Origin of the sequence: Altererythrobacter sp. GH1-8 (assembly GCF_043702085.1) — a bacterium.
In the GTDB taxonomy this organism is placed as follows: Bacteria; Pseudomonadota; Alphaproteobacteria; order Sphingomonadales; family Sphingomonadaceae; genus Erythrobacter.
On sequence record NZ_CP171690.1, the window covers coordinates 524,427 to 535,865 of the forward strand.

Below are 11,439 nucleotides of genomic sequence, written 5' to 3' on the forward strand. Positions count from 1 at the left end.
CAAGTCTAACGGGAACCGCGCTGATCAGCCTTTGTAATAGCGGTGCTGAGTGAGAGACTCTGCCGAGGGCAGGCTGTTCTTCGCGGACGACCAGGCCCCGAAGTATTGCTGCGCCAAAAGCCACATCGAGAAGAACAGGAAACCCAAGGCAAGGATGCACTCGGCAGGTTCCTGATCGCGCGAGATCATGAAGTAGCCCTGCTCAGGAATGTAGCCATAGCCCCAATGTTCGCCAAACGCCTCTTTCAGGAACGGCACGTTGACATAGTACAGGTACAGCAGAAACGGGACGAGGAAGTACGGCAGCAGGAAAGCGGGCGGGCTCACAAGCCGGCCTAGGGATGCAAAGCGACCGTTCTGAAAAGCCGCGAGCAGTCTTGGCACCCACAACCTTGCGGTCATCGCGTAGAATGTCACGACCAGATAAGCGGCATCCAGAAACGCCTTGTTGTGCCCAAGATTATGTAAATTGAGCTCTTGCTGGCGGTTGGCTGTTACGAAGAATTCAGGTGACGCAATACCGAATACGCGCTGCCCCCAGCTGATCTCTTCCATCCCGATCACGAACATTCCAAGCGCAAGGATCGCGCTCAATACAGCATGCACAGCGAGCCCAGTGCGATGAAAGCGCCAAGCGAGCTTCCCGGCCCATAACGCCGCCACCATGTAAATAATGGCCGTGAGCCACTCGATTGGGCCGTCCTCGATCCCGGCGACATGCCAATATGTCCAGGGGCGGTTGATCTTCACTTCGACGAGGATAATCACCAGGATAAACGGCAGCACAAACAGCATGCGGCGGGCCAGGACTGCCGCAGCAGTATCCCGACCCAATGCTACACCGAACCAATCCAGCATTTTCAGGTTTGTCCTCGGGCCCACGCAATCAGGAGGCCCAATCTGTCCGAACAAAATACAGCGTTTCCGATACATTGCACAGATCGAAATTACGTTGTGTCCGCAAATTGCACAGGCCAACTCAAGAAAATTGGCGCGCACTGCGACCGGATTGACAAGGCGAGCGGATTGGCAAGGCGGAAAGCTGGAGCGGGTAAGGGGAATCGAACCCCTCTAGCCAGCTTGGAAGGCTGGAGCATTACCACTATGCTATACCCGCTCAGGGGCGCACATCGAACGTGCCGGGCAGCGCCTTTGCCATGGGCTGGATGGCGCGTCAATCCAGTGACGCCTCAGGCCTTTCACAAAGGTAACGAATTCAAGGGCGTGATCCCGCTATGGGCCAGACAAGCAAAACTGTACTTGCGATCAACGCAACATCCCGTAAGTCCCACCACCAATTCTCCGCATATCCTCCGTAATTCCTGCAAGCCTGAGATTTCATGCGCACTCTTACCCATCTAGAACGGCTTGAAGCCGAAGCGATCCATATCTTCAGGGAAGTTGTGGCCGAAGCCAGCAATCCGGTGATGCTCTATTCGGTCGGCAAGGACTCGTCGGTGATGCTGCATCTGGCGCGCAAGGCATTCTATCCGGCACCGCCGCCGTTCCCGATGCTGCATGTGGCAAGCGGATGGGACTTTCAGGATTTGCTCGCACACCGCGACAAGACGGTGAAGGAATACAATCTCAAGCTGATCGTGGCTGAGAACGAAGAAGCTGAAGCGCAAGGTATCAACCCGTTCGACACCGGAAGCGCGCTCTATTCCAAGGCGCAGCTGACCGATCCGCTCAAGCGTGCGCTGACGGAGCATGGCTTCGATGCGGCTTTTGGCGGCGGGCGGCGCGATGAAGAAAAAGCGCGCGCAAAAGAGCGCGTGTTCTCCTTCCGCAATGCTGACCATCGCTGGGACCCCAAGAACCAGCGGCCGGAGCTGTGGAACCTCTACAATGCGAAAAAGAAGGATGGTGAGAGCATCCGTGTCTTCCCGCTCTCCAACTGGACCGAACTCGACATCTGGCAATATATCCTTCGTGAGAAGATCAATATCGTCCCGCTCTATTATTCCGCCAAGCGTCCAACCGTGGACCGCGACGGACTGATCCTGGTGGTCGATGATGAGCGCTTCCGCTTCGAAGACGGGGAAGAGGTAGTTGAGCGCCACGTCCGGTTCCGCACCCTTGGCTGCTATCCGCTGACCGGCGCGACGGAAAGCGAGGCGACCGACCTCAGCGACATTATTCAGGAAATGCTGCTCGCAACTGGGTCGGAACGGCAGGGCCGCGCGATCGACAAGGGCGAAAGCGCATCGATGGAAGCGAAGAAGCAGGAGGGGTATTTCTGATGACAACCCCTGCAAACCATCCCGCCTATCAGGCCGAAGCGCTGATTGCCGAGGATATCGAGGCCTATCTCGAAACCCATCAGAACAAGCAAATGCTGCGCTTCATTACCTGCGGCTCTGTCGACGACGGCAAGTCCACGCTGATCGGGCGGCTGCTCTATGATTCCAAGATGATCTTCGAGGATCAGCTGGCTGCGCTCGAAAGCGATAGCAAGAAAGTCGGTACGCAGGGCGAGGAAATCGACTTTGCGCTGCTGGTCGACGGGCTGGCAGCGGAACGCGAGCAAGGCATCACGATCGACGTCGCTTACCGCTTCTTCGCCACAGAAAAGCGCAAGTTCATCGTCGCGGATTGTCCCGGCCACGAGCAATACACCCGCAACATGGCGACCGGCGCTTCGACCGCGGACCTCGCCGTTATCCTCGTCGATGCGCGCAAGGGTATGCTGGTTCAGACGCGGCGGCACAGTTACATCTGCCATCTGCTCGGCATCAAGCATCTGGTTCTCGCAGTGAACAAGATGGACCTGATCGATTACGATCAGGCGACTTTCGACCAGATCGTGGCCGATTACCGCGCGTTCGCGAAGGAAGTCGGCATCGAGGACTTCACTGCGATCCCGATTTCAGGTTTCAAGGGCGACAACATCACGTCTTCGCCATCCGCGAACACGCCGTGGTATTCCGGCCCTTCGCTGATCGAGTATCTGGAAACGGTTGAGCTTGCCAACACCGCGGCGCAGGCGCGATCCTTCCGCATGCCGGTGCAATGGGTCAACCGACCGAACCTCGACTTCCGAGGGTTCACCGGGCTCATCGCGGGCGGCACGGTCAAGCCTGGCGATTCCGTGCGGATCGTGCCCGCCGGCAAGACCAGCACAGTCAAATCAATCGTGACCTTCGATGGCGAGCTCGAAGAAGCAGTCGCGGGCCAGTCCGTCACCATCACCTTGAATGACGAAGTCGATTGTTCGCGCGGCGATGTGATAGCGTCGGCAGACGATCCGCCTGAAGCGTCCGACCAGTTCGAGACGACGGTCATCTGGATGGGCGAGGAAGCGTTGAAGCCTGGCCGCGACTACTGGCTCAAGATCGGCAGCCAGACCGTCAGCGCGCGGCTCGCCGCCCCGAAATACGAAATCGACATGGCGAGCTTTGAGCATCTGGCGGCAAAGACGCTGGAGCTGAACTCAATCGGCGTTGCAGAGCTGACCACGGATCGCCCGATCACGTTTGAGCCCTATCAAACCAGCCGCCAGATGGGCGGCTTCATCCTGATCGACAAGTTCAGCCATGCCACTGTCGCAGCGGGCCTGATCCACTTCAGTCTGCGCCGCGCGCAGAACGTCCATTGGCAGCCGACCACCATCACCCGCGAAGACCATGCGGCGATGAAGAACCAAAGCCCGCGCGTGCTGTGGTTCACCGGGCTGTCGGGATCAGGCAAGTCGACCATTGCCAATGCGGTCGAGCAGCGCCTCAACCTGATGAACCGGCACACCTTCCTGCTTGATGGTGACAATGTCCGCCACGGACTCAACAAGGATCTCGGCTTTACCGAGGCCGACCGCATCGAGAACATCCGACGCGTGGGCGAAGTCGCCAAGCTGATGACCGATGCCGGCCTCATCGTGCTCACCGCGTTCATCAGCCCGTTCAAGGCGGAGCGCCGGATGGTGCGCGAAATGATAGGCGAAGGCGAGTTCATCGAGATCTTCGTCGATACCCCGCTCGCGGTTGCTGAAGAACGCGATGTGAAAGGCCTCTACAAGAAGGCGCGCGCAGGCCAGCTCAAGAACTTCACCGGGATCGACAGCCCCTATGAAGAGCCGGAGAATGCCGAAATCCGTGTCAACACGGTCGAAATGAGCGTCGAGGAAGCCGCCGATTATGTCATCAGCCAGATCCTGCCGCTGAAGTAGCAGGGCGCAAAGGAACGATTGCGTATGATTCTGTTTCAGGGGCGCGAGGCGCATAGCCGTTCCTTCGCCAAGGCCGTCAGCTGGCGCATTCTCGGCAGCCTCGACACGTTCCTTTTGAGCTGGCTGTTCACCAGCAGCGTCAAGGCGGCCGGTGCGATTGCAGTGACGGAAGTCCTGACCAAGATGGTGCTATACTATTTTCATGAGCGCGCCTGGGCGAATATTGCCTGGGGCATGGCCAAGGAGCCGACATGAAACCGGCCAGCATGACCGATGCAGAACTTGCAGCGCATCTGGCGGAAGTAGCCGGACGGATCCTGATCGAGGTACGCGACAGCCGCATGTTCGAAGGCAAGGCGCTGGGCAAGGCAGGCGATGCGACCGCCAACCAGTTCCTGTGTCATGCCTTGCGCGCGGCGCGGCCTGAGGACGGGCTGCTCTCCGAGGAAGAGAAAGACAATGCCGATCGCTTGACGCAGTCGCGGGTATGGATCGTCGATCCGGTCGACGGCACGCGCGAGTATGGCGAGGAACGCAGCGACTGGGCGGTCCATGTGGGGCTCTCGATTGACGGTATCGCGACCACGGGCGCGGTGGCGCTGCCCGGCCTTGATGGCGGGATTGTGCTCCGGACCGATGGGGCGAGCGATCTTCCCGCACCGGCTGAAAAACCGCGCCTGGTCATCAGCCGCACGCGCCCGGCAGCCGAAGCGGTGGCTGTGGCAGAAGCGATCGGCGGAGAGCTTGTCGCCATGGGCAGTGCAGGTGCCAAGGCGATGGCGGTCGTGCGCGGCGAAGCGGAAATCTATCTTCACTCAGGTGGGCAATATGAATGGGACAGCTGCGCGCCGGTGGCCGTGGCAAAGGCGCATGGCCTCCACTGCAGCCGGATCGATGGCTCGCCGCTGGTCTACAATCGGGCTGATACTTATATGCCCGACCTGCTCATCTGCCGTCCAGAATGGGCGGAGCGGGTGCTTGAGGAAGTCTCCAGGCTTGTTAGCTGATCAGGTGCCGGGCTTCGCTTCTGCGGAGCTTTCACCCGCACGTTTGGCAGCTTTTTCTGCCACCTTGTCTTGCGGAGGCGAGAACGAGATCACGGTGTCGCCCGCGCGCGGTTCCGGCTTCGCGGCATGGCTGAAGAAGCGCAACCGCCCGCTTTCGCGCAGCACCAGCAAGAGGTGGGCGTCTTCCGGCAGCTTCTTGAGAGCGTCTTCAAAACTGAATGCGTCTGACAGTTTGGTCTTGCGGAAGACCCAGCCCTGCGCCTGCCGGTCGTTGACCTCCGAAACACCGAAGCCCGCTTCAAACAGGGCGCGGCCACGGATCGACTCAGGCAGCGAATGGCGGTCGTATTCATCGACCATTTCGCCCAGCTGATAGACCGAGTCGCGCCCGATTTCGTGCGCGAACTCGTTGCAGACCAGCGCGTTATAGGCTTCATTTTCGGTCGCCGCGACAAGCACCTGGAACGGCGAGAGATCGAGGTTGTGCTCGGTCGCTTCGTTGAGGATTTCACCGTGATAGAAGGGCAATCCTTCACGCCGGGCCGCAGCCAGCTTCTGCCAGCTCGCATCGACCACCATGACTGGCGTGTCGAGCGCCTTCATCTCCTTGGCCAGCGCAATGCTCCATGGGGTCGAACCAACGATGAGCAAGCCCGGCCGGCTCTCTCCCTTCACGCCCAGCCAGCGCGCAACCAGTTCCAGCGTGAAACCGTGCGCCAGGATCGTGACGACCACGACCGCGAAGCTGAGCCCGATCAGGACCTGCCCATCGGGTTGACCGATCTCTGTCAAACGCAGGGCGAACAGGCCTGAGATCGCGACAAGCACGATCCCGCGCGGTGCAATCCAGGCTATGAAGGCTCGCTCATTCCACGGGATCGAGGAGCCGAGCAGGCTGATAAAGACAGTCAGCGGCCGCACTACGAACAAGAGTGCGAGCAGGAAGAGCATGTATCGAAAGCCCTCCGGGCCGCGCGGGTCGAGCGCGCGCAGTTCGCTCCAGTCGAGCGAGGCCGAGAGCAGGATGAATATGCCCGAGACCAGCAGGATCGCGACATTCTCCTTGAACGGATGGATCGAGCGCATCGAGGAGACATTCATGTTCGCAAGCGCGATCCCCATCACGGTGACCGCGACCAGCCCCGCCTCGTGCTCGATCTGGTTGGTAAGCACGAAAACCCCGATCACTGTGGTCAACAGCACCGGCACTTTCAGGAATTCAGGAATCGCTCCGCGCGGGAACAGAAATGCGATCACGCGCGCGGCGGCATAACCGACCAGCCCGGCAATAGCTGCGGCAATGATCAGCGGCGGGACAACTTCGACCAGGGAGGCACCAGGACTTTCCGCCACTTTCCGGAAGTATTCGTAGGCAATCACGGCGCACAGTGCACCCGTCGGATCGTTGACGATGCCTTCCCACTTAAGGACCGATCCAGGCCTGGTCTGGATGTTCGATTGCCGCAGCAGCGGGATGACAACGGTCGGCCCGGTAACGATCAGGATGCCGCCGAAGAGGACAGCGACCGGCAAGGATAACCCGCCAATATAATGCGCAGCGAGCGCGCCCAGCGCCCATCCGATGACAACGCCAATCGTGGCGAGGCGCCACACGCCGCTGCCTGAGTGCCTGAGCTCGCGGTAATCGAGGCTGAGCCCGCCTTCGAACAGGATAAGCGCGACCCCGATCCCGATCATCGGTTCAAGCAGGTCGCCAAAAGCCGCGTCAGGATCGAGCGCATATTCAGGAAAGAAGCTGCCCATCACCGGCCCGGCCAGAAAACCGGCGACCAGCATCAGGACAATCGCTGGCCAACCCGTCCGCCATGCAAGCCACTGCGCACCGATGCCGAGCACGCCGACGGTCGCGATTACGAGTGCTTGCGATTCCATGGCGTTCCGGCGTGATCCTTTCCGTTAGCTCACTGTTCCAACGCTTCGCTCAGCGCTTCTTTCCCGCGCGCGTCAAATCAGGAGAGGTTTTACGCCCCTTCAAACGCCATCAGGGCTTCAACGGCGATCTGCGAAGCGCGCAATCTGTCCGCGCCGCCAAGCTCTGGCAAATCAATCACGAACATCGCGTGCGACACAGTTGCGCCCGCCTGCCGCAGCAGCTCCGCTGCCGCCAACGCAGTGCCTCCGGTTGCGATAAGGTCATCGACGATAGTGACATTCTGACCCTTGGCAATGGCGCTCGGATCGATTTCCAGCCGGTCAGTGCCATATTCGAGGGCATAGTCGATGCCGATCGTCTCGATCGGGAGCTTGCCCGGTTTGCGCACAGGAATGAAGCCGAGGCCCAATTGAACCGCTACCGCCGCGCCAAAGATGAAGCCTCGCGCTTCCATCCCTGCAATGGCTTCAGCACCGCTTGCCGCGACCCGTTCGGCAAGATTTGCAACACTCGCCTTAAGGCCCGCCCCATGGCCAATGAGCGTGGTGATATCGCGGAACTGGATACCGGGCTCTGGAAAATCGGGCACCGTTCGGATGAGCCGCTTGAGTTCGTCAGGTGTCATGCGCGGCCTTTCCCGAAAATGCGAGCGCCCCGCCATCCAATCCGGATCGCGGGGCGCAAGCTGTTGGTGTGAAGCTGGATTGCTCAGTCCTTGCGCGGCTTCACGCTAGACCAGATCTGCTTCTTCGAGAGGTAAGCGAGAATTGTCGCGAACAGCAGGAAGCCGATCACGGGCCAGCCGGTCTGCTTGCGCTTCACCAAAGTCGGCTCTGCCGTCCAGGTAAGGAACGCGGCCACATCCTTCGACATCTGCTCTACAGTTGCTTCCGTGCCGTCGGCATAGGTGATCTGGCCGTCCATGAAGGGCTGCGGCATCGAAAGGCTCACATTCTCGAAGTACGGGTTGAAATAGAGGCCCGCCGGGATTTCGAAATCAGGATTGGCAGCAAGCAGCTCGGGGTCAGGCTGTTCATAGCCTGTGAGCAGCGAATAGACGTAATTCGTGCCGTTCTTGCGCGCCTTGGTGATCAGCGACAGGTCCGGTGGATTACCCGCGCCGAAATAGGGAACAGCAGGGAAGCTGTCCGTCGGCAGGCCGGGACGGGTCACCACTTCATTGAGCGACGCGTCAAATTCGGTAACGGTGAAGTTCGCGGCCTCTGCCTTTACCTCGGCTTCGTTATAGCCAAGCTGAGACAGCGTGCGGAAGTCGACATACTGGATCGAGTGGCAGGCTGCGCACACTTCCTTGTAAACCTGATAGCCGCGCTGCAGCTGCTGATTGTCCCATTTGCCGAACGGGCCTTCAAAGCTGAAGCCGCCTTCCGGGCCGTGTGCTTCCTTCTTGAAAGGATAATACGCTGCCTTTTCCGCTGGAGGGCCGAATGCGAGGTTGTACGCACCCGGGATCAGCGACCAGAAGGTCACCACTGCAAAGAAGAACAGGCCGATTGCGATTGCGCCTAAACGGATCATGGTTCGCGTCTCTCTTTATCCAATGGCCTGGTGGTCAGGCGGAAGCCGGCGTCGCCGCCGCCCCGTCCTTGCCCAGCACGGATTCGGTAATTGAGTTCGGCAGCGGTTCGGGCTGCTCGATCTGGCTGATGATCGGCAAGATCACCAAGAAATGCAGGAAGTAATAAGCCGTCGCGATCTGGCTGAGCACCACATAGGGTTCTTCCGCCGGAGCGCCGCCGCAGATGAACAGGATGATCATCGCAGGGATCAGGCCGAACCAGAAGAACTTGCGGAACGTCGGGCGATAGTGGCCCGAACGCACCGGAGACTTGTCGAGCCAGGGCAGGAAGAACCACAAGAGGATCGATCCGAACATTGCGATCACGCCCAGCAGCTTCGCTTGGATCAACACGATACCGGTGAAGGGGATCGTCAAGTCGCCAGTGAAAGCGCGCAGGATCGCGTAGAAGGGCCAGAAGTACCACTCAGGCACGATGTGCGCAGGCGTCGAGAGCGGGTTCGCTTCGATGTAGTTGTCAGGGTGGCCCAACGCGTTCGGCAGGAAGAACACCATGATCGAGAAGAGGATCAGGATCACGCCGAGCCCGAAACCGTCCTTCGCCGTATAATACGGGTGAAACGGCACGGTGTCGCTTTCGCTCTTCACTTCGATACCGGTTGGGTTGGAAGAACCCGGGATGTGCAGCGCCCAGATGTGCAGGATAACAACACCGGCGATCACGAAGGGCAGCAGGAAGTGCAAGCTGAAGAAGCGGTTCAAGGCCGCATTGTCCGGAGCAAAGCCGCCCAGGATCCAGACCTGGATGGTTTCGCCGATCAGCGGAATTGCGCCGAACAGGCCGGTGATGACCTGTGCGCCCCAATAGCTCATCTGGCCCCATGGCAGAACGTAGCCCATGAACGCTGTCGCCATCATCAGCAGGAAGATGACCACGCCCAGCAGCCAGATCATTTCGCGCGGCGCCTTGTAGGAGCTGTAAAACAGCCCGCGGAAGATGTGCATGTAAATGACGATGAAGAAGAAGCTCGCGCCGTTGGCGTGCGCATAGCGCATCAGCCAGCCGAAATTGACGTTGCGCATGATGTGCTCAACCGTCTGGAACGCGACCAGCTGGTTCGCCGCATAATGCATTGCGAGCACCACGCCCGTGATGATCTGCAGGACCAGGAAGAACCCGGCGAGCACGCCGAAATTCCACATATAGTTGAGGTTGCGCGGCACCGGATAACCGGCACCGACTGCGTTATAGACCAGCCGCGGAAGCGGAAGCTTCTCATCCAGCCACTTGGTGACGGTGGTTTGCGGTTCGTACTGGCGTGCCCAGGCAAAACTCATAGCAACTCTCTCTGGTCTCAGCCGACTTGAATGACGGAATCGGAGGTGAAGGCGTACTCTGGAACCACGAGGTTCGAGGGCGCTGGACCCTTGCGGATGCGCCCGGCGGTATCATAGTGCGAGCCATGGCACGGGCAGAAATAGCCGCCATACTCGCCCTTGTTCTCGCCTTCGGCAGCGCCCAGCGGGACACAGCCGAGGTGGGTGCAGATGCCCATCGTAACGAGCAGATCGCGATGACCTTCCTGCGTCCGGTCGTCAAGCGATTCGGGATCGCGCAGTGAACCGACATCCACGTCATTGGCAGCGGCAATTTCGGCTTCCGTCAGGCGCTTGATGAACAGCGGCTGCTTGCGGAAGGTTGCCTTGATGGTCTGGCCAGCTTCGATCGAAGAAACATCCACTTCAGTGGTGCTTGCGGCCAAAACGTCAGCCGATGGTGCCATCTGCGTTACCAGCGGATAAACCACCGCAGCGCCGCCAATGCCGGCTGCACTGACCGCCGCCACGTGAATGAAATCGCGGCGGCGCACACCGTCTTCGCCGCCGGGCGAAAGCGGTGCACCGTTCACTGTGCTCAAAGTGTCAGACATTCATCAAACCTTGCTCAACAATGTTTGGCTGTCGCCAAACGTCACGAACCTAACAAGTCAGAGCGAGATTCGATCCAGCGCCAACCCGTATCTTGCGGGGATTCGCGCTGCAATAGATGCAGCACCCCCGGTTTGGGCGCGCTGATATACGCAAAGGTGGCCTCTGCCAACCGTGTTTTCAGCAAGCACCGTTCGCTTTGGTGCAAGCAAGTGATGTGTGCTCAGTCGAGAGCGATCAAACTGACCTGTCGCCCGTCGCTGCGGGTGCCGCGATGCGTCGACCTGCGATAGGAGTGGAAGTCAGCTTCATAGGCATAGGTGTCGATGGATAAGCGGTCCGTCAGGCCCACGCCGGCAAGGAACAGCCGCCATGCCGCGTAACCTTCCAGATCGAACTGGTAATGTCCTGCGCGTCCAGGTTTGAAGAACTGCGAGTCCTCATCTGTGAACTGGCGGCGAAATCCCTCGTCGACTTCGTAGCTTTCCTGCGCAATGCATGGGCCGATGGCGGCAATGATATTGGCGGGGGTCGCGCCAAGCTCGACCATGGCGGCAACCGTGTTTTCCAGCACGCCTCCATGGGCCCCGCGCCAGCCGGCATGGGCTGCCCCGATCACTCTCGCCTGCCTGTCTTCAAGCAGCACCGGAGCACAATCGGCGGTTACGATTGCGAGCCGCAATCCCGAGGTAGCCGTCACCAGCGCATCGGCGTCAGGTCTTGCGTCGTCGAAATAAGGCTCGCTCACACACACCACGCGGGCTGAATGGACCTGGTTGAGCCATACCGTAGGCAATTCTCCGCCTACACGGTCAAGCTCGCGCCGGTCGCTCTGCGGGCCAGTCAGAAAACCATGCGGCGCCGCAAGCACATCGGACGCGATCAGATGCGCCCATTCGGCCAT

The 11,439-nt window shown here is 59.7% G+C and carries 11 protein-coding genes and 1 tRNA gene; 4 read left to right on the plus strand and 8 right to left on the minus strand.

Going from position 1 to position 11,439, the window contains the following annotated elements; genetic code table 11:
* Positions 1 to 24 precede the first annotated feature (24 nt).
* Together ACG9DO_RS02560 and ACG9DO_RS02565 are read right to left on the minus strand one after the other, a co-directional pair.
* Entirely contained in the window at positions 25 to 858 is an 834-nt protein-coding gene (locus tag ACG9DO_RS02560) for a hypothetical protein (RefSeq protein ID WP_394730164.1), read from the minus strand.
* A gap of 185 nt (positions 859 to 1,043) precedes the next feature.
* Positions 1,044 to 1,117: transfer RNA gene (locus ACG9DO_RS02565), tRNA-Gly, on the minus strand.
* 223 nt (positions 1,118 to 1,340) lie between these two features.
* Here ACG9DO_RS02565 and cysD point away from each other — a divergent pair.
* Genes cysD through ACG9DO_RS02585 form a run of 4 tightly spaced genes read left to right on the plus strand, consistent with a single transcriptional unit; the run spans position 1,341 to position 5,172 of the window.
* Positions 1,341 to 2,243 carry a sulfate adenylyltransferase subunit CysD gene (cysD, locus tag ACG9DO_RS02570; protein ID WP_394730165.1) on the plus strand — a complete coding sequence of 301 codons (903 nt, stop codon included), beginning with the start codon at positions 1,341 to 1,343 and terminating at the stop codon, positions 2,241 to 2,243.
* Positions 2,243 to 4,165, plus strand: a complete 1,923-nt coding sequence (cysN, locus tag ACG9DO_RS02575; protein WP_394730166.1) for a sulfate adenylyltransferase subunit CysN — start codon at positions 2,243 to 2,245, stop codon at positions 4,163 to 4,165. The genes cysD and cysN overlap by 1 nt, the downstream gene beginning before the upstream one ends.
* A 24-nt stretch (positions 4,166 to 4,189) precedes the next feature.
* Positions 4,190 to 4,420 carry a DUF2061 domain-containing protein gene (locus ACG9DO_RS02580; protein ID WP_394730167.1) on the plus strand — a complete coding sequence of 77 codons (231 nt, stop codon included), beginning with the start codon at positions 4,190 to 4,192 and terminating at the stop codon, positions 4,418 to 4,420.
* Positions 4,417 to 5,172 (plus strand): 3'(2'),5'-bisphosphate nucleotidase CysQ, encoded by a 756-nt coding sequence (locus tag ACG9DO_RS02585; RefSeq protein ID WP_394730168.1) that lies wholly within the window; start codon positions 4,417 to 4,419, stop codon positions 5,170 to 5,172. The genes ACG9DO_RS02580 and ACG9DO_RS02585 overlap by 4 nt, the downstream gene beginning before the upstream one ends.
* Here the strand turns inward: ACG9DO_RS02585 and ACG9DO_RS02590 are convergent, their stop codons facing one another.
* The 6 genes from ACG9DO_RS02590 to pgeF all read right to left on the minus strand — a co-directional run bounded on the left by ACG9DO_RS02590 (position 5,173) and on the right by pgeF (position 11,439).
* A complete protein-coding gene (locus ACG9DO_RS02590) occupies positions 5,173 to 7,065 on the minus strand; it encodes a cation:proton antiporter (RefSeq protein WP_394730169.1) in 1,893 nt (630 codons plus the stop codon). It lies immediately after the preceding gene.
* A gap of 89 nt (positions 7,066 to 7,154) precedes the next feature.
* A complete protein-coding gene (locus ACG9DO_RS02595) occupies positions 7,155 to 7,691 on the minus strand; it encodes an adenine phosphoribosyltransferase (RefSeq protein WP_394730170.1) in 537 nt (178 codons plus the stop codon).
* Between the two features lie 83 nt (positions 7,692 to 7,774).
* Complete coding sequence (locus tag ACG9DO_RS02600; RefSeq protein ID WP_394730171.1) at positions 7,775 to 8,605, minus strand: cytochrome c1; 831 nt, start codon at positions 8,603 to 8,605, stop codon at positions 7,775 to 7,777.
* Between the two features lie 34 nt (positions 8,606 to 8,639).
* The gene (locus ACG9DO_RS02605; RefSeq protein WP_394730173.1) at positions 8,640 to 9,944 is read right to left on the minus strand and encodes a cytochrome bc complex cytochrome b subunit; all 1,305 of its coding nucleotides are present in this window, start codon (positions 9,942 to 9,944) and stop codon (positions 8,640 to 8,642) included.
* Positions 9,945 to 9,961: 17 nt separating this feature from the next.
* Positions 9,962 to 10,537, minus strand: coding sequence for a ubiquinol-cytochrome c reductase iron-sulfur subunit (gene petA / locus ACG9DO_RS02610; RefSeq protein WP_394730174.1), 576 nt, complete (start codon positions 10,535 to 10,537; stop codon positions 9,962 to 9,964).
* Between the two features lie 221 nt (positions 10,538 to 10,758).
* Positions 10,759 to 11,439, minus strand: coding sequence for a peptidoglycan editing factor PgeF (gene pgeF, locus ACG9DO_RS02615; RefSeq protein WP_394730176.1), 681 nt, complete (start codon positions 11,437 to 11,439; stop codon positions 10,759 to 10,761).

What these genes read in the sequence shown, in the direction of transcription:
- ACG9DO_RS02595 (WP_394730170.1), bottom strand. Translation starts at nt 7,691, where the DNA reads ATGACACCTGACGAACTCAAGCGGCTCATCCGAACGGTGCCCGATTTT.
- cysN (WP_394730166.1), top strand. Translation starts at nt 2,243, where the DNA reads ATGACAACCCCTGCAAACCATCCCGCCTATCAGGCCGAAGCGCTGATT.
- ACG9DO_RS02600 (WP_394730171.1), bottom strand. Translation starts at nt 8,605, where the DNA reads ATGATCCGTTTAGGCGCAATCGCAATCGGCCTGTTCTTCTTTGCAGTG.
- ACG9DO_RS02585 (WP_394730168.1), top strand. Translation starts at nt 4,417, where the DNA reads ATGAAACCGGCCAGCATGACCGATGCAGAACTTGCAGCGCATCTGGCG.
- ACG9DO_RS02560 (WP_394730164.1), bottom strand. Translation starts at nt 858, where the DNA reads ATGCTGGATTGGTTCGGTGTAGCATTGGGTCGGGATACTGCTGCGGCA.
- pgeF (WP_394730176.1), bottom strand. Translation starts at nt 11,439, where the DNA reads ATGGCCGAATGGGCGCATCTGATCGCGTCCGATGTGCTTGCGGCGCCG.
- ACG9DO_RS02590 (WP_394730169.1), bottom strand. Translation starts at nt 7,065, where the DNA reads ATGGAATCGCAAGCACTCGTAATCGCGACCGTCGGCGTGCTCGGCATC.
- ACG9DO_RS02605 (WP_394730173.1), bottom strand. Translation starts at nt 9,944, where the DNA reads ATGAGTTTTGCCTGGGCACGCCAGTACGAACCGCAAACCACCGTCACC.
- petA (WP_394730174.1), bottom strand. Translation starts at nt 10,537, where the DNA reads ATGTCTGACACTTTGAGCACAGTGAACGGTGCACCGCTTTCGCCCGGC.
- cysD (WP_394730165.1), top strand. Translation starts at nt 1,341, where the DNA reads ATGCGCACTCTTACCCATCTAGAACGGCTTGAAGCCGAAGCGATCCAT.
- ACG9DO_RS02580 (WP_394730167.1), top strand. Translation starts at nt 4,190, where the DNA reads ATGATTCTGTTTCAGGGGCGCGAGGCGCATAGCCGTTCCTTCGCCAAG.